Origin of the sequence: Bacillus sp. AY3-1, from assembly GCF_008368785.1 — a bacterium.
Taxonomy (GTDB): domain Bacteria; phylum Bacillota; class Bacilli; order Bacillales; family Bacillaceae_G; genus Bacillus_A; species Bacillus_A wiedmannii.
The window spans coordinates 32866-55686 of the sequence record NZ_QORZ01000014.1 but is presented as its reverse complement, the minus strand read 5'-3'; the positions used below and the strand labels follow the sequence as shown (position 1 = coordinate 55686).

General features: G+C 36.0%; 22 protein-coding genes. 18 read left to right on the top strand and 4 right to left on the bottom strand.

What is annotated here, in order from left to right; translation table 11 throughout:
• Positions 1-225 precede the first annotated feature (225 nt).
• The 9 genes from potA to DN389_RS09355 all read left to right on the top strand — a co-directional run bounded on the left by potA (position 226) and on the right by DN389_RS09355 (position 9197).
• Positions 226-1209 carry a spermidine/putrescine ABC transporter ATP-binding protein PotA gene (gene potA, locus DN389_RS09395; protein WP_000720323.1) on the top strand — a complete coding sequence of 328 codons (984 nt, stop codon included), beginning with the start codon at positions 226-228 and terminating at the stop codon, positions 1207-1209.
• A complete protein-coding gene (gene potB, locus DN389_RS09390) occupies positions 1206-2054 on the top strand; it encodes a spermidine/putrescine ABC transporter permease PotB (RefSeq protein WP_000715495.1) in 849 nt (282 codons plus the stop codon). The genes potA and potB overlap by 4 nt, the downstream gene beginning before the upstream one ends.
• Before the next feature lie 6 nt (positions 2055-2060).
• Positions 2061-2861, top strand: coding sequence for a spermidine/putrescine ABC transporter permease PotC (potC, locus tag DN389_RS09385; protein ID WP_000714201.1), 801 nt, complete (start codon positions 2061-2063; stop codon positions 2859-2861).
• A 38-nt stretch (positions 2862-2899) separates the two neighbouring features.
• Positions 2900-3949 (top strand): spermidine/putrescine ABC transporter substrate-binding protein PotD, encoded by a 1050-nt coding sequence (potD, locus tag DN389_RS09380; protein ID WP_000772499.1) that lies wholly within the window; start codon positions 2900-2902, stop codon positions 3947-3949.
• A gap of 59 nt (positions 3950-4008) precedes the next feature.
• Positions 4009-4656: a phosphatase PAP2 family protein gene (locus DN389_RS09375; RefSeq protein WP_000727812.1), complete on the top strand. Its 648-nt coding sequence runs from the start codon at positions 4009-4011 to the stop codon at positions 4654-4656.
• Positions 4657-4765: 109 nt separating this feature from the next.
• Complete coding sequence (locus DN389_RS09370; RefSeq protein WP_098189689.1) at positions 4766-6958, top strand: MMPL family transporter; 2193 nt, start codon at positions 4766-4768, stop codon at positions 6956-6958.
• A 101-nt stretch (positions 6959-7059) separates the two neighbouring features.
• Entirely contained in the window at positions 7060-7476 is a 417-nt protein-coding gene (locus tag DN389_RS09365) for a hypothetical protein (RefSeq protein WP_060489448.1), read from the top strand.
• A 100-nt stretch (positions 7477-7576) separates the two neighbouring features.
• Positions 7577-8500 carry an RluA family pseudouridine synthase gene (locus DN389_RS09360; protein ID WP_087984791.1) on the top strand — a complete coding sequence of 308 codons (924 nt, stop codon included), beginning with the start codon at positions 7577-7579 and terminating at the stop codon, positions 8498-8500.
• A gap of 91 nt (positions 8501-8591) precedes the next feature.
• A complete protein-coding gene (locus DN389_RS09355; protein WP_098149908.1) occupies positions 8592-9197 on the top strand; it encodes a DUF1648 domain-containing protein in 606 nt (201 codons plus the stop codon).
• A 40-nt stretch (positions 9198-9237) separates the two neighbouring features.
• Here DN389_RS09355 and DN389_RS09350 read toward each other — a convergent pair whose 3' ends face one another.
• The 4 genes from DN389_RS09350 to DN389_RS09335 all read right to left on the bottom strand — a co-directional run bounded on the left by DN389_RS09350 (position 9238) and on the right by DN389_RS09335 (position 14501).
• On the bottom strand, positions 9238-10065 hold the full coding sequence (locus DN389_RS09350) for a CAP domain-containing protein (RefSeq protein WP_098189690.1): 828 nt from the start codon (positions 10063-10065) through the stop codon (positions 9238-9240).
• A 465-nt stretch (positions 10066-10530) separates the two neighbouring features.
• A complete protein-coding gene (locus DN389_RS09345) occupies positions 10531-11859 on the bottom strand; it encodes a (Fe-S)-binding protein (protein WP_149237035.1) in 1329 nt (442 codons plus the stop codon).
• Positions 11856-13268: a glycolate oxidase subunit GlcD gene (gene glcD, locus DN389_RS09340; RefSeq protein ID WP_098802257.1), complete on the bottom strand. Its 1413-nt coding sequence runs from the start codon at positions 13266-13268 to the stop codon at positions 11856-11858. The genes DN389_RS09345 and glcD overlap by 4 nt, the downstream gene beginning before the upstream one ends.
• Positions 13269-13385: 117 nt before the next feature.
• Positions 13386-14501, bottom strand: coding sequence for a CdaR family transcriptional regulator (locus DN389_RS09335; RefSeq protein ID WP_149237034.1), 1116 nt, complete (start codon positions 14499-14501; stop codon positions 13386-13388).
• 136 nt (positions 14502-14637) lie between these two features.
• On the opposite strand from DN389_RS09335, the gene DN389_RS09330 reads away from it, so the two are divergent.
• The 9 genes from DN389_RS09330 (at position 14638) to DN389_RS09290 (ending at position 22795) form a co-directional block, all read left to right on the top strand.
• On the top strand, positions 14638-15612 hold the full coding sequence (locus DN389_RS09330; RefSeq protein ID WP_001234162.1) for a YncE family protein: 975 nt from the start codon (positions 14638-14640) through the stop codon (positions 15610-15612).
• Positions 15605-16276 (top strand): response regulator transcription factor, encoded by a 672-nt coding sequence (locus DN389_RS09325; protein WP_000049878.1) that lies wholly within the window; start codon positions 15605-15607, stop codon positions 16274-16276. The genes DN389_RS09330 and DN389_RS09325 overlap by 8 nt, the downstream gene beginning before the upstream one ends.
• 3 nt (positions 16277-16279) lie before the next feature.
• Positions 16280-17680: a sensor histidine kinase gene (locus tag DN389_RS09320; protein ID WP_000494800.1), complete on the top strand. Its 1401-nt coding sequence runs from the start codon at positions 16280-16282 to the stop codon at positions 17678-17680.
• Between the two features lie 228 nt (positions 17681-17908).
• On the top strand, positions 17909-18598 hold the full coding sequence (locus tag DN389_RS09315; RefSeq protein WP_254915158.1) for a FadR/GntR family transcriptional regulator: 690 nt from the start codon (positions 17909-17911) through the stop codon (positions 18596-18598).
• A 168-nt stretch (positions 18599-18766) separates the two neighbouring features.
• On the top strand, positions 18767-19486 hold the full coding sequence (locus tag DN389_RS09310) for a (Fe-S)-binding protein (protein WP_000869144.1): 720 nt from the start codon (positions 18767-18769) through the stop codon (positions 19484-19486).
• A gap of 16 nt (positions 19487-19502) precedes the next feature.
• Positions 19503-20924, top strand: coding sequence for a LutB/LldF family L-lactate oxidation iron-sulfur protein (locus tag DN389_RS09305; protein ID WP_000061936.1), 1422 nt, complete (start codon positions 19503-19505; stop codon positions 20922-20924).
• A complete protein-coding gene (locus DN389_RS09300; protein ID WP_098189691.1) occupies positions 20924-21634 on the top strand; it encodes a LutC/YkgG family protein in 711 nt (236 codons plus the stop codon). Before DN389_RS09305 ends, DN389_RS09300 begins: the two co-directional genes overlap by 1 nt.
• 112 nt (positions 21635-21746) lie before the next feature.
• On the top strand, positions 21747-22469 hold the full coding sequence (locus tag DN389_RS09295; RefSeq protein ID WP_149237033.1) for a prepilin peptidase: 723 nt from the start codon (positions 21747-21749) through the stop codon (positions 22467-22469).
• Between the two features lie 14 nt (positions 22470-22483).
• Positions 22484-22795 carry a cyclic-phosphate processing receiver domain-containing protein gene (locus DN389_RS09290; protein ID WP_098189693.1) on the top strand — a complete coding sequence of 104 codons (312 nt, stop codon included), beginning with the start codon at positions 22484-22486 and terminating at the stop codon, positions 22793-22795.
• Positions 22796-22821 lie beyond the last annotated feature (26 nt).

Sequence of the window (22821 nt, the reverse complement as noted above, 5' to 3'; positions counted from 1 at the left end):
TTTATCAGTAGGCGTAGCCGTATGATAATAGCCCCTTCGTAATGGAAGGGGTTTTTCTGTTCGACATATGTATCATGCAAAAATGAATCAAACATACTACATAAAGAATAGAAGAGAACGCTAAACAACCATTTTTGTTTGGATCGAAACAAAAAATAGTCTATAGAACATAAATATTTATTCATGAATATAAAAATTAAAATTTAAGGTAGATAGGACGGGAAAATGAAAAAGATTATTAAAGTTGAAGCAGTAGAAAAACATTTTGGAAATCAAGTGATTATCCCACCTCTTTCTTTAGACATTAAAGAAGGGGAATTTTTAACGATTTTAGGGCCGAGTGGTTGCGGGAAAACAACGTTACTTCGCATGATCGCAGGCTTTGAAACGCCAACTAAAGGGAATCTTTTATTAGATGATGAAAAGATTAACGATTTGCCACCATATAAGCGTCATATGAACTTAGTGTTCCAACATTATGCGCTATTCCCACATATGAATGTGGAGAAAAATATTTGTTTCGGTATGAAAATGCAGAAAGTACCGGCAGCAGAGCAGAAAGAGCGTGCTGAAGAGGCAATGCGTTTAACGCAGTTACTTGAGTTCCGTAATCGTAAACCTGCAAAGCTTTCTGGTGGACAGCAGCAGCGTGTAGCAATTGCGAGAGCGATTGTAAATAACCCGCGTGTATTATTACTAGATGAGCCACTTGGGGCGTTAGACTTTAAGTTAAGAAAAGATTTGCAACGTGAATTGAAAAACTTACAACGTAATTTAGGAATTACATTCATATACGTAACGCACGATCAAGAAGAAGCGATGAGCATGAGTGATCGTATTGTCGTTATGAATAAAGGACATATTGAGCAAATTGGAACGCCGAAAGAAATTTACAATAAGCCGAAAACAATGTTCGTTGCGACATTTATCGGTGAAAATAATATTGTGAAAAACGGGGAAGGCTATGTAGCAATTCGCCCTGAAAACGTAAAAGTACGTTCGGTTGAAGAGCCGATTTTAAAAGAATACCATCTTGGACATATTGAAGACGTTGAGTTTGTTGGAAATATGGAAAAGCTGTATGTACGTGACGAGAAAACATCAGAATTACTAATGGCATATCAAACTGCTGAAGAAGCAGCGCAGTGGAGCATTGGAGATAATGTATACGTAGGCTGGGAGCAAGAGGACGAGGTGACCTTAAATTGAAAAAAGGGAAATTACTCGCACTACCGACAGTCGCGTGGCTGTTAATCTTCTTCCTAATTCCCCTTCTGTTTGTATTGGCATTTGCCTTTATGCAGCGCGGAGCATACGGAACAGTGGAAATGCAATTTACGTTAGAGAATATAGCTCGTGTGTTTGATCCACTATACATGGGAACGTTATGGGAAACTGTTAAGATTGCAGTTATTACAACAGTAATCTGTTTAGTAATTGGTTATCCATTTGCTTATACAATTACAATTGTTGATCGCAAATACCGTTCAATTCTTTTATTATTGGCAACGATCCCGTTTTGGATTAACTTCCTTGTTCGTTCATACGCATGGATTGTTATTTTACGTTCACAAGGTCTTGTAAACACATTGCTATTGAAACTAGGTATTATAAGTGAACCTTTAAATTTACTATATAACACACCTTCTGTAATACTCGGAATGGTCTATTCTTTATTACCATTTATGATTTTACCGGTGTATGCAGCGATTGAGCAGCTTGATAAGCGTAAGCTAGAAGCAGCTTATGATTTAGGAGCAACACCAGCAAAGGCATTTTGGAATGTAACAGTACCAATGACGATGTCAGGGATTGCTACTGGTTCTATTTTAGTGTTTGTTTCTTCTATCGGAATGTTTGTTGTATCAGACGTTATGGGTGGATCGAAAGTAGCGTTAATTGGAAACGTAATTCAAAATCAATTCTTAGGAGCGCGTGACTGGCCGTTTGGATCTGCGTTATCTATGATTGTTGTTCTATTCTCTGTTCTGTTAATTTACTTATATTATCGTGCAACGAAAGTATATAAATATGATGGGAACGGAGGGGAATAGGCAAAGATGAAGAAGTTTTTAGTTTCTTATTCTTGGTTAATTTTATTGTTCTTGTATTTTCCAATGATGGTTTTAATGGTATATTCCTTCAATGATTCTCGCATTAATGCGGAATGGGAAGGTTTTACATTCCATTGGTATACAGATTTATTTCAAAAGCAAGATGTTATTGATGCGTTTGTAAATAGTATGACGATTGCGATCGTAACGACGGTTGTAACGACAGTTCTTGGTGTGATTTTCGCGATTGCGTTACATCGTTATAAATATCGTTATGAAGGGGCTATTAACGGTCTTGTGTATTTACCAATTTTAATTCCTGATATTTTAATGGGATTATCTTTACTTATCTTATTTAGTCAATTAGGTATGGAACTTGGCAAAACAACAATTATTATTGCGCACATTACATTTAGTATTTCATTTGTTGTCGTTATTTTAGCAGCGCGTCTTTCTGGTATGGGACGTGATTTAGAAGAGGCTGCGAATGATTTAGGAGCAACGCCGTGGCAAACGTTTCGTTATGTAACGTTCCCAGCAATTGCACCAGGAGTTATTTCGGCCGCATTATTAACATTCACATTATCAATTGATGATTTTGTAATTAGTTTCTTCGTATCAGGACCAGGATCAACAACATTGCCATTATACATTTACAGTATGGTTAAGCGCGGAGTATCACCAGAAATTAATGCACTTTCTACAATTTTAATTGTAGCTATCGTAGGATTAATGGTTCTATCTGAAATCTTCCGTAACAAAGGTGCAGATGGTGAAGAAAACTCTGGAGGACACCTTCCTTTATAATACGAACGATATAGAAAGTACGAGGAGGTAATAAACCGATGAAATTAATGAAAAGATTAGCCGGCGCAGCAATTAGCTTTAGCCTTGTTGCTGGTGTACTTGCTGGTTGTGGTGAAAAGAAAGAAGAGTTAAACATTTATAGCTGGGCTGACAATTTTGATGAGCAAGTGCTAAGAGATTTTGAAAAGAAATATAACGTGAAAATTAACTATGATAAGTATGCAAGTAATGAAGAAATGCTTGCGAAATTACAAGCAGGTGGCGCGAAGTATGATTTAATTCAGCCGTCTGATTACATGGTTAAAACAATGGCGAAAATGGATTTATTAGCGCCGTTAGACAAAAAGAATATCCCAAATATCGAAAATATGGTTTCTAACTTCAAAACACCGGCGTTTGATCCAGAGAATAAATATTCTTTAGTATATACTTGGGGCGTAACAGGTATTGCATACAATAAAAAGTATGTGAAAGAAGCTCCTACAAGCTGGGCTGACCTATGGAATGAGAAATATAAAGGGCATGTAACTTTATTAAATGATTCTCGTGAAGTATTAGGTATGGGTCTTAAGAAGCATGGATTCTCAAACAGCACGAAAGACGATACACAGTTAAAGACAGCAGCAGATGATTTAAAGAAGTTGCTTCCAAACTTATTAGCATTTGATACAGATAATATTAAACAAAAATTCATTACAGAAGATGCTTGGATCGGAACAGTTTGGTCTGGAGATGCAGCATTTATCGCAAAAGATAATAAAGATGTAGAGTACGTTGTACCAAAGGAAGGCGGCACAATTTGGGCTGATACGTTAGCAATTCCAAAAGGTGCGAAAAACAAAGAGCTTGCAGAGAAGTTTATGAACTACTTATTAGATGAAAAAGTAAGTGTGAAAAACTACGAGTCAATTGGATACAGTAATCCTAATGAAAAAGCTCATCCTCTTCATAGTAAAGAATATCGTGATAATCATATGATCTTCTTAACGAAAGAAGAATTAGATCGTACAGAATGGCTTGTTGATGTAGACGATAAGCTAAAAGACTATGATCGTTACTGGACAGAGTTAAAAACAAAAGGTAAATAAGTAAGGAAATGCGGTTTCTAAAATAGAAATCGCATTTTTTCATAGTAGGAGGAAATCGCTTGAAAAAGAAGTTGCATCAATATGAGGTAGTATGTATCGTTTTATTACTTGCTGTATTTGGCATTGTTGCTTGGCGTGTACATGCGGGTGGCGTTACAGTGATGGATACATATGTCCGAGCATTAGTAAAAGGATTACAAACAGAAGGTTCGCTTACATTTTTCTCACACTATACAAAATTAGGTTCTGCTATCGGGATCGTAACTACACTGGCTATAAGTTTACTTGTTTTTTGGAGAAAACGTTATTATGCTGCGATGATCGTGTATCCAATGGGCATTTTAATAACACATCTTGTTAATAAAGGGATAAAAGAAATTGTGAAAAGGGAGCGCCCATCGTTAAATGAAACGTTGGATGCGCTTGGGTATAGCTTCCCTAGTGGACATGCAATGTTATCTATTATGACATTCGGGTTTCTTACTTATATTATTGCGGCAAATTTGAAGAGTGTAACTGGAAAATATGTTATAACGATTTTGATGGGAATTGTAATTGTATCGATTGGATTAAGTAGAGTTATTTTAAATGTACATTATCCAACTGATATTTTAGCTGGTTATTGCGTAGGTGGTATTTTGTTAATTATGGCGATTTACTGCCATCGTTTACTTACCAAGAGATTGGGACTTAATAAAGAGAGATAAAAAACGTCTGGAAAAACTATCATTATAGCGTTTCCAGACGTTTTTTGTTTGTACGAAGATGTGATACAGTATAAATGACAATTGAATTATTTAAAGTAGGTGAAAATGTGTGAAAACAAATGTACATAAAGTAGATAAGTGGGGGAAATTAGGAGCTTTTTTGTATCAGTTTCGTTATACAGTAATTGTAGCGTTACTATTGGTTGCGATCGCACTCGGTATTTTCGCTCCAAAGCTGCCGGGAGTATTAGGCGGTGATGGTTTCCAAACGGAAGGGGACTATCAAAAAACGAAAGAAATTTTAGATAAAGATTTTAAGAGGTCTCAAGACACACTTCTACTCGTTTTTGAAAAAAATAAGGGTGCTTCACATGAGGAATTTCAAAAGCAAGTAGAGGGAATTGTAAAGAATGTACAAGAGAAAGAGACATATGAATCTTTCCATCACCCAGTGCAAAATAAAGAAATGTTACAAGATGATATCGGCTATGCGACAATTTTATTTTCCGGGAAAACAAATAAAGAACGAATGGAAAAGACATTGCAATTTGCTGATAAAATCGAAAAAGAAAGTAATGCAGCACTAAAAGTAATACCAACAGGGTTTCCAAAAATTAATCAAGAGATTAATGAAAGAACGCAAAATGATTTAAAAGTAGCAGAGATGATTGGATTACCAATTGCATTTCTCGTATTACTATTTTCATTTGGTAGCCTTTTGGCATCTATTTTACCAATTGTAAATGGGGCACTTAGTGTTATTAGTACGATGGGCATATTATACTTTATAGGTAGCGATAAGGAACTATCTATCTTTGTGTTAAATGTTGCACCGATGATTGGACTTGCGCTATCTATTGATTTTGCGCTATTATTTGTAAATCGCTTTCGAGAGGAAGTTGCAAAGCGAACGGTAAAAGAAGCGATAGCAATTACATATCAAACAGCAGGGCGCGCTATCGTATTTTCAGGATTATGTGTATTTGTTGGATTATCCGGCTTGTTTTTCTTTAAGATCGATTATATTCAGTCTGTCGCAATTAGCGGAATGATTGTTGTGATTATGAGTATTTTATTCTCACTCACACTTCTTCCAGCGCTATTATCATTAATTGGGAAACGAATATTAAAAAAGAATCAAGTAGCACATACGCCGGCAAAGGCGTGGCGTAAATTTGCGCAATTTGTAATGAAACATCCAATCGCAATGATTATTGTTGTTACAACGTTTATTGTTATTTGCTTATTACCGTTACGTACAGCTAATTTGCAGTTCCCTGACGTAGAAGCTCTACCTAAACAAAGTGATACAAGAATTGCATATGAGAAGTACGAAGAGGCATTTAATAAAACTGCAAAAAAACATGCTGATGTTACGTTAGTGGTAGAGACGAAAAAAGATATGAAAGAAAAAGAAAGTTTACAAAAGATAGAAGAAGTCGTTCAAAAGTTAAAAGATGATAAGAAAGTATATGAAGTTAGAAGCTTATACGACGGGTTAACTCGTATGAAAGCAGATCAAGTTGCTGGAATGTTAGAGTCGCCAGAAGCGGCGAAACTAGCTCCTATATTTGAAGCGTATACGAAAGGAAATAAGACGACGATAGAAATCTTTTTGAAAACAAAACCACGTACTGAAACTGCTAAACAGTGGGTTCGTGATTTTAAACAAAATTATAAAGAAACAGATGTTACGTATTATTTAGGCGGGATGACGACGTTCCAACAAGAGTTAGAAGATGAAATTAAAGATAAAGTTGCAATTGGTATGTCTGTTATATTTGGATCGACCTTTGTTATATTATTATTTGCATTCCGATCTATACTCATTCCAATTAAGGCGATTATTATGAATATACTTAGTTTAAGCGCAACAATTGGAATTGTTGTTTGGTTATTTGAAGGTGGGCATTTTGGTTTAGAAGCGAGTCCTGTTCTATTTGTCTTACCAATCTTTATTTTCGGTCTCGTATTTGGGCTTAGTATGGATTATGAAGTTTTTCTTATTTCACGTATTCATGAGTTATATGAAGAAACAGGAGATAATGATCAAGCAACGTTAGAAGGACTTGTGTCAACAAGTAGGATCATTACATCAGCTGCGTTAATTATGATTGTTGTAACAGGTGCGTTCGCCTTTACTGATATTTTACCAGTACGGCAAATGGGGCTTGGTGTTGCATTAGCAATATTCCTTGATGCAACAATTATTCGTCTTATGCTTGTACCAAGTTTAATGAAACTGTTTGGAGATTGGAACTGGTGGTTACCATTCCGAAAGAAAAGAGAAAAATCATCGTAAAAAATACTCATCTTATAGATGAGTATTTTTTTATGAATAGCAAGACCTACATTTTGCAAATAGTATGTGATAAGAACATTACATATAAGTAGGTGAAGGCAATGTTTCGTTATTTTAAGTTTAAGCTAAATGATACAGTACAGTTTGCAGAAAACGATGGGCATATGTATCGCATTGTCGGTTATCGGTTAGAAAAAGGATATTATCCAAAAGATGAATGGACTCATATCATTTATGAATTACTTAGAGATTTTGATGGGTATACGATGGATGCGGAAGAGGAGGAACTTGTAAAGGTCATTCAAGTAGAGGATGAGTATTACAAAATACAAGAAGTATCGGGCTATCGTTATCCAGTAAAAATGAAGCAAAAACAACAAGTGATGAAAGTAGAAAAAATTGATGACTTATTAGATACGTATAATGATTATAAAAGATTGGCGGATTTCTTTAAAGATTTATCGTATGAGCAAAAAGCGGAAGAAGTATTGCAGGAAATGAAACGGCGTAGAGCGTGAGGGGGCCAGTCTACTATAAGACTGGCCTCTATTTTTGACGGTGCATCAAATTGTGTTTTCCGTTACAATGAGAGAATCAATAGAAATAAGGTGATACAGTATGGAAACGAAGAAGAAGGGCGAATGGTGCGAAATTACTGTTCCAGCGAAATGGAATGGCATAAGTATTGATTCGTTATTAAAAATAGAATGGGAAATACCGAAAAAGTTGTTACATCAGCTTCGTATGGAAAAAGGTATTACCGTTAACGGAGAACAGAGAAGATGGAATGAGCTTTTAAAAGAAGGCGATAAGTTACAAGTGCATATGTTTATGGAAGAAGAATACGATGTAGATCCTGAATATGGTGAATTAGATGTAGTATATGAAGACGATCACGTACTCATCGTAAATAAGCCTGAGAAGATGGATACGCATCCTGCGGAAAAAGGTGGGATGGGAACACTTGCAAACCTTGTTGCTTTTCATTTTCAAATGCAAGGTTTAGAGACGAAGGTTCGTCATATTCATCGGTTAGATAAAGATACGACAGGTGGTGTCGTGTTTGCTAAGCATAGAATTGCTGGTGCAATTATGGATCGTTTATTAATGGAACGAAAAATTAAAAGAACATATGCGGCGCTTGTGGAAGGGAAAGTAAAAGGTAAGCAAGGAACAATTGACGCAGCTATTGGAAGAGATCGCCATCATGCGACGAGACGACGTGTTTCTCCAAAGGGAGATCAAGCTATCACTTTTTATAAAGTAGAGAAGTATTTTAAAAACCAAAATGTTACGTTCGTAACGTTACAATTAGAAACAGGTAGAACCCATCAAATTCGTGTTCATATGAGCTATCATGGTAATCCATTAGTTGGGGATGTATTATATGGTGGACAAACGCAATATATGTCCAGGCAAGCATTACATGCGATGAAGATAAACTTCTTACATCCAATTACGAAAGAAGAGATCGAAGTGGATGTACCATTCCCTGCAAAATTAAATGATACAATGAAAGAATTTCAAAGAATGAATGCGTAAAGTGTAAGTTTAAATTTGAGAAAAGTAGATTCTTGCAGGAATTTCTCTAAAAGAAGCGAAGCCGTTAAGAGAAAAGAGAGGTGAGAATTGCTTGGTCAAATATAAATACATACTAGGAATATTTTTCGTTTGTCTTTTAGTTACTCTATGCCTCTATCCATATTTACCAAATGAGATGGCTGTACATTGGGATGAAAATGGTGGGCCGAACGATTTTATGAGTAAACAAGTTGTTATAGCATTTATTCCTTTTTTTCTTATTTTTTTACATGGATTGATGTATGTTATTTCACATAATATATATAAGTTTAATGAAGGCGAGCATGTCATTATAAGTGGATTTCTAAAGACGATTACTTTATTTATGTTGTTTATCCATATGCTCATTCTCTTTATTAATTTTGGAAGTATGATATCCTTTCAAACAGGACTAACAATTGGGATTAGTATGTTTCTTTTTATGCTTAGTAAGTTGTTTAAACAAGTTCAGAGTACGGAAAAAGACCCAATCAAATTACAAAAGATCCGTTTAGTGAGTAGGCGGATTTTTCAAATGATGGCATGTAGTATATTATTTTCATTATTTTTGAACTTGAAGTGGGGGTTTTATGTATTACTTAGTGTAATAAGTAGTGGTTCTATTTTGTTCATGTTTTACATTTTATACTCATACATAATAGAAAGTTATGAAACATAAAAAAGAGTCTTCTCATTATGAGAAGACTCTTTTAATCTATTTACTTCGTAATAAATTGTTGTGTCCAGTAGTTGCCGCTTTCTACATAGCCAACACCGATGTGAGTGAAGCCGTTATTTAAGATGTTTGCACGGTGTCCAGCACTGTTCATCCAAGCTTGTACTACCTCTTCAGGTGTACGTTGGCCTTGAGCGATGTTTTCACCTGCAGATGTATAAGAAATACCAAATTTCTTCATCATGTCAAACGGAGACCCGTATGTAGGGCTGTTATGATCAAAGTAGTTATTCTTCTGCATATCTTCAGATTTAACACGTGCTACTTTGCTTAATTCAGTATCGATTTTTAGTGCTGGTAAGCCTTGTTTTGCACGTTCAGCGTTTGTTAATTCAACAACACGTTGTTCGAATTCGCTTAAAGATTTTGCTTCTTCAGCAGGTTTTTGCTCAGCTGGTTTTTGTTCAGCAGGTTTTTGAGTATTGTTGTTTTCAGCAGGTTTTTGAGCTTCTGGTTTTTGAACTTCTTCAGCAGGCTTTTGTTCAACTGGTTTTTGCTCAGCAGGCTTTTGAGTTTCTGGCTTAGCTGTTGGTTGCTCAGTTACAACATTTTCAGTTGGTTGTTGACCAGGAATAATGCAATTTGGTTGGAAGTTTCCTTGTTGCCATTGTGCTAATGATTCCACGCCCATAGATTGTAAGAATGCTTGTAATTCTTGTTGGCTCATTTGCTTCATCATCACTTTTGAATGCTGAATATTTTGAACCTTTATGTTAGATGGTTGTACTGTTGCAGCTTGTGCATCTAGAGAAGATACTCCTAAAGTAAGAGCCGTTGCAGCAGCTACAGATAATAAAACACGCTTTTTCATAATGTGTGTCCCCCTATATAAAGTTTTAATTTGTTTTCACACGATTTGTTTTTGACAGCCTGTCTGACTGACAAATTCATCGTAGCATAGATTTTGTGAGAAAAAAGATGGAAAAAAATTCATAGACTTAAAATTTACCTAATTTATCCTAAGAGGGGAAAAGAGGAAAAATAAGAGAAACATAGAGTATAAAAGGAATTTTCAGCATTTTTATACTTCGTTTTAAGAGGGGTATTTTGGATGAATTTACCTAAACAGAAAATGAAGAATCCTATTGTATCAATGGTTTGAGAGTTTTTTTTAGGAATATACTGGATTGATTTTTACAAAACTGTAATGTATCTGTTGTTCTTTTTTATAATAAAGTAACATATTTTTAATATTGTAGCGGACAAAAAAGCGGCTATCTCTTTACATAGACGAAGGAGATAGCCGTTTTCCTATTATTACGTATGTTACGAGTTATTACGAGTTGGTTTCAATTGCTTCTAATAATAAATCTACAATGTGAATTCCTCTCATTTTATGAGAAATTCCTTCTCGTTCAATGCCTAATTTCATTTGTAGTAGACAACCTGGATTTGCAGTAACAATAGTTGCTGCTTCTGTTTCATGTACACGGTCCATTTTATAATCTAGAAATTCCATGGATAGTTCTGAATGAACAATATTGTAAATACCAGCAGAACCACAGCAGCGATCCGCATCTTTCATTTCACGATATGTTGCGCCTTGAATTGCTTCTAGTAACATACGAGGTTCTGAAGATGTTCGCATAACATTGCGTAAATGACAAGAGTCTTGATACGTAATAATTTGCGATGGAAGTCGTAAGTCATTTCGTTTATGGAAATCTAGTTCTACTAGAATAGCAGTAATATCTTTAATTTTAGAAACAAACTGCTTTGCGCGTTCAGCCCACTGTGGATCATCTTTTAAAAGATGATCGTAGTCTACGAGGTAAGCTCCGCAACCACCTGCATTCGTAATAATATAGTCGATATTTAAATCTTCGAATGCTTTTATATTTCGTGTCGCTAATTCTTTCGCTCCGCTCTTTTCACCAGCATGCCCATGTAATGCACCGCAGCAACTTTGTGTTTTCGGAATAACGATATCACAACCAGCTAACTGAAGAAGTTTCATCGTTGCGTTATTTGTTTCTAAAAACATCGTATCCATTAAACAGCCTGTGAAGAATGCAACTTGTTTCTTTTTTGTACTTTCAGCAGGTAAAAATGCAGGACGATCTTTCATTGCTTTCATTTTAGGGACTTTTGGTAAAACGAGATCCATTGTTGCAAGTGTTTCAGGGAATAACTTCATAATACCCATTTTATGTGTTAGCGTTTGTAAACCAGAACGTTGGTAAAATCCGATTAACCCTGTTAATGTTCTCATTCGATTTTGATGGGGGAAGAGCCCTTCAAAAACGACTTTACGAACGGCTCTCACTGGCACCGAGAACTTTTTGTTTTGATTTATAATATCACGAGCTTCTTCTAATAAATGTCCGTAATTTACACCTGATGGACAAACAGGTTCACAAGCACGGCAGCCGAGGCAAACATTCAATGTATTTTCAACATCTTCATCTGGTTCAATTAAACCGTCAACGACCGCTTTCATTAATGCAATACGTCCTCGTGGTGAATGTGATTCTTTATATCCAGATTGAATGTAAGTAGGACAAGTAGGTAAACAGAAACCGCATCGCATACAGTTTAGTAGTTCATCTTCACTTAATCTTTCTTTAAATTCTTTTTGAATGTTTTCTTTATTTAATGTTGTCATCGCTCAACCACCACTCTTTTGCGAGTGTCTTTCGCGAACATCTTGCCAGGGTTCATAATGTTATTTGGATCGAAGGCTTGTTTAATTCCTTGCATGGCAGCAATACCTTCTTTACCTAATTTCATTTCTAAATAAGGAGCTTTCATCGCACCAACACCATGTTCACCAGTAATTGTGCCACCAAGTTCAATTGCTTTCGCAAATATTTCAGCAAAAGCTTGTTCAGCTCGGTGCATTTCTTCTTCATTACGAGCATCTGTCATACAAGTTGGGTGTAGGTTGCCATCGCCAGCATGCCCAAACGTACAAATAGGAATATTATATTTTTTTGCAATCGCATTAATAGCTTCAACCATCGGAGCTATTTGTGAGCGTGGTACCGTTGCATCTTCTAATATTGTAGTAGGTTTTAATCTTGCAAGTGCTGATAGTGCACTACGGCGAGCTGTCCGAAGTGCATCTGCTTCCGCTTCATCTTTTGCAATGCGAACATCGACTGCATTCATGAAGCGGCAAACGTTAGCCATTTTTTCAATATCTCGATTGACAACTTCAGGTGGACCGTCTTGTTCGATTAATAAAATTGCTTTTACATCAGTTGGTAAACCGATTTGTGCAAACTCTTCTACTACTTCAATTGTCGGCTGGTCTAAAAACTCAAGTGTCGCTGGAATGATTTTATTTGCAATAATAGAAGAAACAGCACGTGCAGCTTCATTAATATCTTCATATAGTGCAAGCATCGTTTTCTTCGTTTCAGGCATAGGAACAAGTTTTAATATTGCTTCTGTTACGACGCCAAGTGTTCCTTCAGAACCGATAAATAAACGAGTTAAATCGTAACCAGCTACATCTTTTGCTAATTTACCGCCAGTACGAATAATATCGCCATTTGGTAAGACAAGTTCAAGACCCATCACATAATCACGTGTTACGCCATATTTTAATCCGCGTAATCCACCTGAGTTTTCATTAATGTTACCGCCGATTGTAGAAATTTTCATCGAGCTTGGATCTGGTGGATAAAATAAACCTTTTTCTTCTACCGCTTTAATAATATCAAGTGTAATTACACCAGCTTGTACAGTAATTGTTAAATTCTCTTCATCAATTTCTAAAATGTTATTCATATGGCGGAAGATAAGGACGATACCGCCTTCAAGTGGACATGTCCCCGCGCAAAGGTTTGTTCCAGAACCACGAACATATACAGGGATTTTGTGAGTGTTACATATTTTTAACACTTCAGCTACTTCATTTGTATTACGAGGAGCAATGACTGCATCAGGCATTGCTTGGAAGTTTGGAGTGGCATCATAACTATACGTTAAACGCCCCATATTGGATGTATCTACATTATCTTCGCCAACAATGGATACGAATGAATGAATAATTTGTTTTTCTAACATTGGAAATCCCCCTCAAACTGTTAACGTATTTGATTATAATAAAAAACGTTGTAACAGTGCTTTCATTATAATGATAAAAAAGTTGGGGGATTCTTTCTATGTATAATCATCTAAAGATTAATCTTTTTTATCATTCTTTTTTATGTGATTATCTAATAAGAGGAGCGAGAAGTATAAAATGTTTAAGTCTTTGAATTGTTTCGGGTCAAGTCCTGTATGCTCCTCAATTTTTTTAAGTCTGTAATGCAATGTGTTAATGTGTATATGTAATTGTTCAGCTGTTTGTTTATAGGATTGGTTATAATCAATAAATAAGCGTAAAGTGTGCATAAGCTCAGGAGATGATAGTAAGTTTTCGATGGTACGCCTTAGAAACTGTTCCCGCGTTTCAGCAGAAATATCTTGTAAGCACATTTCTAAACGTAAATCTTCATTAAATACAATTTTTTTCGTTTCAAGTGATACGGAAAGAGCTTGTAATGCTTGTTCGTACGATAAGTTCATATTACTTGGAGTAACGGATTGTCCAATCCCAATATATAAAGGAATAGAAAACAAAGTTTCACAGTCTTGCTTTAATCTTTTTAAAAATTGATACGTTTGCTCTTTGGAGTTTGTGGCTGTAAATAAAATGAATCGATCATTTCCCCAGCGAACAAATAGATGCTCCTTTGTTAATAGATTGCGTACGTGTTGCCAAATCTTACGCTGAAGCATCGTGTCATTTTGATCGATAGAGAACAAAATAAGTTGTTTCTTCTTATATAAATCAATACCAAGTGTTTTTGCGCGATCGAGAAAGCTTGGAGACCAGTCTGTATTTTGAAGCCAATCAAAGACAAATGCTTCATAAGAACGGTGTTCAAGTTCTAGTTGTTCTAAAAAGTAGTTTTCGTGAATGAGTAGTTCGGTCATTTTACGTAATATTTCTCCGTATTGCGAAATGTTTTCAGGTTCGCCTGTAATTCCAATGACACCAATTACTTCGTCATGAAATAGTAAGGGGAGGTTCATACCCGCCTTTACGCCTTGCAAACGTCGTTCATCTGCTTTTGTAATAATGACAGTTTTCTTTTGTTTCGCGCATCGGAGTGCACCTTCATGAAATTGGCCGATTCTTTCTACATCTGTACTTGCGATAATAACGCCTTGTATATTAATGATAATGATATTTTCTTTAATTAATCTGCGTACTTCTCGTACAATTTTATTCGCTAAATCAGGAAAAAGCATAATTTGCACACCTCAAATTCTATTTGTTGTACATTATATATGTAAATGAAGTAAGAAAGGAAAATTTCACACTTTCCACACATTTATTTGTTATTTTACAATTATAACGAAATCATCCGAAGATGGAGGGAATCTTTTGAGAAAGTATGTTTTTCTTCTCTGTTTTTTATTTCTATTAGTAGGGTGTCAAGGAAGTTCATATACACCGATTGCTAAAGATAAAAGTGTTATTATAACAACGAATATAAAAGAAGGTAGTATTAGTTTTGTTGATGAAAAAACTAAAAAGTTAATTACGACATGGGAACTTAATGAACCAATGGCAGGAGTTGCACTACTTCCAAACGGTGAGGACATACTTGTATATGGCAAGCAGTTAGAGTACATGTATGTATATTCACTAGCAGAAGGAAGGCAAGTGGACAAATATAAAACGGGAAAAGGCATTGTAAATGTGATTGTATCCGAGGATAAAAAACAATTATTTGCTGCCGATCAAACTGCCCAAAAGGTAAGGTTCTTTACGATAAAAGGGAAAGAGACAGGGAGTGTATCAACAGGAAAAGGACCAATTACGATGGTAGAGCACGATAACCAGTTATCTGTATTAAACTTTTATGATACGAAGCTAACGACCATTGATACAAAGAAAAAAGAAGTGATACAATCCTTTATGATTCCCCCAGCATCAACGGGAGCGACAATTAGCCCGGATGGGAAAGAAATATGGATTGGCGGACATGGTGATGGAAATCAAGTCAATGAAAAAGTATTAGTGTATTCATTGCAGAGCGGAGAAATGGTACGTTCTTTACATGCTCCGTTTATGCCTGTGAATATAACGAAGGATAATAAGAATGTATATGCATTAAGTCACGGTTCGAATACGCTTAGAAAGTTTGATGTTAGTACGTATAAAGAGGTGGCTTCTGTAGAAGTAGGATCGAATCCATTTGCATTTTTGAAGAGCGGAGCAGAAGGATACGTAGCAAGCTATGATAGTGATGAAGTGTGTGTCATGGATATGAAGAGCTTGAAAATAAAACAAACAATTAAAGTCGGAAAAGGGCCGTTTCAACTCATAGAGAGGGAAGGGAAGGACAATGAGTAAATATAGGGTGCTAGTTGTAGATGATGAAAGTGATATGAGGCAGCTTGTTGGAATGTACTTAGATAATTTCGGATACGAGTGGGGAGAAGCTGAAAATGGAAAAGAGGCTCTAAAAAAATTAGAGACTGATCATTATGATTTCGTTGTATTAGATATTATGATGCCAGAGATGGATGGACTTTCAGTTTGTAAAGAAATTAGAAAAACGTCGGATGTACCAATTATATTTTTAACAGCAAAAGGTGAAGAGTGGAATAGGGTGAATGGCTTACGTATGGGAGCAGATGATTATATTGTAAAGCCTTTTAGTCCTGGAGAACTAATTGCTCGTATGGAAGCTGTGTTAAGACGTTATACAAAGCAAGAGCAACAAGAGGAGATTCAGTTTGGACCGATACTTATTAATGAAAAAAGTAGGAAGATTGAGGCTGATGGTGAGCCGATTTCTCTTACAGTAAAAGAGTTTGATTTACTCTATTTTCTTTGCCAACATACGGGACAAGTATTTAGCCGGGAACAATTGCTGGAAAAGGTATGGGGATATGATTATGCCGGAAGTACAAGAACAGTGGATACGCACGTGAAAACGATGCGTTTGAAGCTTGGAGAAAGTGGAAACTACATTCAAACGGTTTGGGGTGTAGGCTATAAATTTGAGGTGTAACGTATGTTTACGATGGTACAGAAGCTTTGGCTTACAGTAGTATGTGCAGTATGTGTAACAGTTTCCTTTCTTTATTTTGTATCTTTATACTCGTATGAAAAACTATACGTTGATAATTTAAAAGATTCATTAGTAATGGAAGGGAAGCGTCTTGCTGCGCAATATGATAAGCGTGAAGGAATAGCAACTTTTGAAGAGAAAGTAAGAGCATTTGATCAAATATCGAGTTCAGATGTTCTTTTCGTATCTAATCCGCGTGATTTAAGCGCGTGTTTACCTTTTGATGTGCATCATCATTCTCTTATAAGTGAAGGGGACAGGCAAGCATTATTAGATGGAAAAACTGTGACAAAGATAGGCTATGAGGAACATTTTGACCGAAATATTATGGGGGTTGTCATCCCTGTTTTAGAAAATAAAAAGTTAGTTGGCATTGTATATTCTTATATTCCTTTAAAAAGTATAAAAGACTTAATATATGATATGGGCCTTATTTTAGCACCGTTAGCACTTGCTATGACTTTACTGACAATATGGATTGGTAGAAAGATTATTATTGCTATTACGAGACCGCTTTCGCAAATGGAACGAGTTGCCAATCATTTGGCTACGGGAGATTTCTCAGAACGGATTACAATTTCTTCCGAAGATGAAATTGGACGATTAGGAAAAGCATTTAATAAAATGGCAAATTCTTTAGAGACAGAAGACGTAAAGCGTAAGGAATTTTTAGCTAACGTTTCGCATGAACTAAGAACACCGCTTAGTTATATAAAAGGATATAGTGAAGCTATTTTAGATGGTGTAGCGAAGGGACCACAGCAGGAAAAAGTAACACAGCTCATTCATAAAGAAGCGGGTCGTATGCAGCGTCTCGTTCATGATTTATTAGATTTAGCACAATTAGAAGGTGAACATTTTCCGTTAAAGAAACAGCCTATCGTTTTTTCACAACTGATTGAAGATGTGTTAGATACGTATGAGATTAAGTTTATAGAAAAGAAAATTCGTATTTCAACAAATTTAAATCCAGAAATCATTGTAATGATTGATGAGGATCGCATGCAACAAGTGCTTCATAACGTGTTAGATAATGCGATACGGTATACAAATCAAAACGGGGATATTATGATAACACTCAGGCAGATAGATGATTACTGTGAATTAAACATAAAAGATACAGGAATCGGTATTGAAACAGAGCATTTAGAAAATCTTGGTGAACGTTTTTATCGCGTTGATAAAGCGAGAAGTCGTCAACATGGGGGAACAGGTTTAGGCCTTGCCATTGTCAGACAAATTGTTCATATACATGATGGACAGTGGCGAATTGAAAGTGAAAAAGGGCATGGAACGACGGTTAGTTTTAAATTGAAAATACAAGTTGAAGAAAGCATGTTCTAACGTGAAGGACATGCTTTTCTTCATGAGTGCAAACGAATAGAGGAATAAATATAAATTAATATCAAATAAATATTAAAAATTTGACGATTTTATGAACAAAACATTTGTACTTCTTACCAATTCGTTCTAAAATAGTTATGATGCAAAGTTCTTATAAATCGTTTCAATTGTTGTTTGGAAGATACTGAGGTGATTTAACTGGAGTACAAATCTATTAAACCGAAAAAGATTTACGAAGAAGTATCTGAAGCTATTTTAACAATGATTAAAAATGGTACGTTAAAACCTGGTGACAAACTACTTCCTGTACATCAATTAGCTGAGCAGTTTCAAGTTGGTAGATCTGCTGTTCGTGAAGCGCTAAGTGCGCTAAGAGCAATGGGCTTAATTGAGATGAAACAAGGAGAAGGTACATATGTAAAGAATTTCGATTCTTCTTCATTAACAAAATCATTAAACAATAAATTATTAATGAAGAAAGAAGATATTTTAAACTTATTAGAAGTACGAAAGGTGCTTGAAGTGGGGGCAGTTCGAGCAGCTGCGGCAAAACGTACGGAAGATAATTTGCAAAATATGAAGCATTGGTTAGATGAAATGGCAAAGAGCATTGGAGATGAAAAGGCTGGCGAAAAAGCAGATTTTCAGTTCCATATGGGAATTGCGGAGTCTTCGCATAACAACATTTTGATTGAACTCATGAATCACGTTTCAGAGATGATTGCTGAAACGATTGGTGAATCAAGACGCATTATTTTATATGGTGAACAAACAACATCAGAACGACTTATAGAAGAGCATCAAGTTATATATGATGCAGTGTTAAAGCAAGATGTAGAATTAGCGCAGCAAGCAATGCTAGATCATTTAACAAATGTAGAACATATTGTCACAGGTAAAAACGATATAAATTCGTAATTTAATCTTTTAAAAATCAAATTTTTTGATAAAATAGAGAAAGATTAAGTAAGCGTTTTCTTTAGAAGAGGGAGAGGATAGGCCATGGTTGAGCCTACTTCTTCTTTTCTCAGTCATCTGATGACCATATGTTTGTTGGTGGAGTTGTAAAAAGGGGGAGTAATAATTATGAAAGTTACTTTATTTGTTACTTGTTTAGTCGATATGTTTGAAACAAACGTCGGCAAAGCAACAGTTGAAGTGTTGGAGCGTTTAGGTTGTGAAATTGAATTTCCAGAAGCACAAGTTTGTTGTGGTCAGCCTGCTTATAATAGCGGCCATGTAGAAGCAGCAAAAGAAGCGATGAAACATATGATTGAAACTTTCGAAGATGCAGAATATATCGTTACACCATCTGGTTCTTGTGCGACAATGTTTCATGAGTATCCGCATGTTTTTAAAGATGATCCGAAGTGGGCTAAACGTGCACAAAAGGTTGCTGATAAAACATATGAATTTACACAATTTATTGTAGATGTTTTAAAAGTGACAGATGTTGGTGCAAGCTTACCAGGGATAGCTACTATTCATAAATCTTGTCATATGACACGCCTGCTTGGAGTAAAAGAAGCACCAGGAATTTTATTATCAAACGTAAAAGGATTAACTGTGAGAGAACTGCCAAACGAACAAAATTGTTGTGGGTTTGGGGGAACGTTTTCAGTGAAGATGACTCCAATTTCTGAGCAAATGGTAGATGAAAAGGTAGATAGTGCAATGGAAACAGGTGCTGATTATTTAATCGGTGCAGATTGTGGGTGTTTGTTAAACATTGGCGGACGTATTGAGCGTTTAGGAAAAGAAATAAAAGTAATGCATATTGCTGAGGTACTAAATAGTCGCTCATGAAGGGGGAACATAAGCTATGTCTATGAAAATCAGTGAGAAAAAATTTAATGATCGCGTTGGCGATGGAATTCAAGATTCTTTTATGCGCGGAGCAGTATCTTCTGCGCAAACGCGCTTATATACGAATCGCTTAAAAGCAGCGGAAGAATTAGGAAACTGGGAAGAGTGGCGTGAACTAGGTGAACAAATTCGCCAACATACGTTAGAAAACCTTGATTATTACTTAATGCAGTTAAGTGAAAATGTATCAAAAAGAGGCGGACATGTGTACTTTGCGAAAACGAAAGAGGAAGCAGCAAAGTATATTCAAGACGTTGCAAAAAAGAAACAAGCGAAGAAAGTTGTAAAATCAAAATCAATGGTAACTGAAGAAATTAGTATGAATCATGCCCTTGAAGAGATTGGTTGTGAAGTGTTAGAAAGTGACTTAGGAGAGTATATCTTGCAAGTAGATAACGATCCACCTTCACATATTATTGCGCCCGCACTTCATAAAAACAGAACGCAAATTCGTGATGTATTTAAAGAAAAGCTTGGCTATGAAAATTCTGATGATCCATATGAAATGACAAAGTTTGTTCGTAAACAACTTCGTGAGAAATTTATGGATGCAGAAATTGGTGTGACAGGTTGTAACTTTGCAGTTGCAAATACTGGCTCTCTTTGTTTAGTAACGAACGAAGGTAATGCCGATCTTGTTATGTCGATTCCGAAAACTCAAATTGCAGTAATGGGTATGGAACGTATGGTTCCGACAATGGAAGAATTAGATGTTTTAGTTGGTTTACTATGTCGTAGTGCAGTAGGGCAAAAATTAACAAGTTATGTAACTGTAGCGGGACCAATCCAAGAAGAGGAAGTAGATGGACCAGAAGAATTCCACTTAGTTGTTGTTGATAATGGCCGCTCTCAAATTCTTGGGTCTGAATTCCGCTCAGTATTGCAATGTATTCGTTGTGCTGCTTGTGTTAACGTATGTCCTGTATATCGTCACGTTGGTGGACATTCGTATGGTTCTATATACTCAGGGCCAATCGGTGCGGTATTAACACCACTTTTAGGTGGATACGATGATTACAAAGAGCTTCCATATGCCTCTAGTTTATGCGGAGCGTGTACAGAAGCTTGTCCAGTAAAAATACCATTGCATGATTTATTATTAAAACATCGTCAAGTAATTGTTGAGCAAGAAGGACGTGCACCACTTGCAGAAAAATTAGCAATGAAAATGTTTAGTATGGGTGCATCTTCAGCAGCTTTATATAAAATGGGATCAAAAATGGCGCCAGCAGCAATGAGTCCATTTACATCGGGCAACCGTGTATCAAAAGGTGTTGGGCCACTTAAAAACTGGACAGATATTCGTGAATTCCCGGCTCCAAGTAAAGAACGATTCCGTGATTGGTATAAAGATCATAAGAAAGGCGGGGACAAATAATGACAGGATTAATTCAAAACCGTGAGTCCTTTCTAGATAATATTGCAAAAGAACTTGGACGTGAGCGGAAAACGGAAGGCGTAAAGCGTCCAGCATGGAAAAGTAATGTGAATGTAGAAACGCTAAAAGATTATTCAAAAGAAGAATTGTTAGAAGTATTTAAAAATCAATGTACAAACATTCATACAACTGTAGTGGAAACGACAAAAGACCGTTTACGTGAAGATATTCAAAAAGTAATCGTGGAAAACGGCGGGGGACCTATTATGTTATCGGCAGACGAACGTTTTGATTCTTATGGATTGACTTCTTTATTTAAAGAAGAGCTTCCAAAGCAAAATGTTGAAGTGAATGTATGGGATCCTGAGAAAAAAGAAGAGAATATGCGTATCGCAGAAAGAGCGAATATTGGAATCGCATTTAGTGATTATACTTTAGCTGAATCTGGTACGATTGTTGTACAAAGTCATAAAGGCCAAGGTCGTTCTTTACACTTTTTACCGACTGTATACTTTGCTATTATTCCACGTGAAACACTTGTGCCTCGTATTACACAAGCAGTTCAGGATATGAACACACGTGTAGAAAATGGCGAGGCAGTAGCATCTTGTATTAACTTTATTACAGGACCTAGTAACTCGGCAGATATTGAAATGAATCTTGTTGTCGGAGTACACGGACCATTAAAAGCAGTATATTTCATCGTATAAAAGAGGGGAAAGCAGGCCAGAAAATGGCCTGCTTTTTTAATAGAATAGAAATAATATGAAGTAGAATTTCTCTCCTTTTTTTGCTATGTTCTTCTGGAAAGGAGAGGAAGGGATGTTCACTTATTTATATGCATTGTTAGTGGGGATGGTGTTTGGTTCTTTTTTTATGTTAATTGCGATGAGAGTACCGCTAGGTGAGTCTATCATTACCCCGCGTTCACATTGTCATTATTGTAAGTATGTGCTAAAGCCAAAAGAATTGATTCCAATCATTTCTTTTTGTATACAAAGAGGACGTTGTACGAATTGTAAGAGGAAAATTTCAATTTTGTACGTAGTATTTGAACTTGTAACAGGAATGATATTTCTTCTTACTGTATATATGATTGGGGTGGAACGGGAGCTTATCATCATTTTATCGCTTTTTTCTCTACTTCTTATTATTTCAGTTACAGATTACATATATATGTTAATCCCCAATCGTATTTTAGCTTGGTTTGTCTGTTTACTCATTTTAGAATGTGTTTTTGTGCCGTTAGTGACTTGGACAGATAGTATAGTTGGTAGTGGCGTTATATTCATTTTGTTATATTGCATGCAAAAGATATATCCAGAAGGGCTTGGTGGAGGAGATATAAAATTACTTTCGTTACTTGGATTTATAGTGGGACTGAAAGGGATTTTTATGATCTTATTTTTAGCATCTTGCTTTAGTCTTTGTTTCTTTGGAGTTGGTATAGTATTAAAACGTATAAAAATGAGGAGCCAAATTCCGTTCGGTCCTTTTATCAGCCTTGGGGCAATATGTTACATGTTGTTCACGTATACAAAATAGAGAGAGGATAGAACATGAATGTATATATGGATGATCAAAGAAGTTGTCCGTACGGGTATGTGCCCGCCACTACAGTAGAATGTGCCTTGCAAATGGTTCGGGATTATGATGTGAATATTCTTTCCCTTGATTTTAATATGGGATGGGGGAAAAGAAATGGATTAGATTTTGTAGAGGCTTTTTGTAAAGAGGGTTTATATGTAAATGAAATTCACCTTCATACGAATGATGTCATCGGTATGCACAAGATGAAACAGAGAATTAATAAGGGAAAGGAAGAAGGCGGAATTAATCCGCACCTTATTGTTAAATATGTGGGGAGCTAAAAACTCCAAAGTAAAACTTTGGAGTT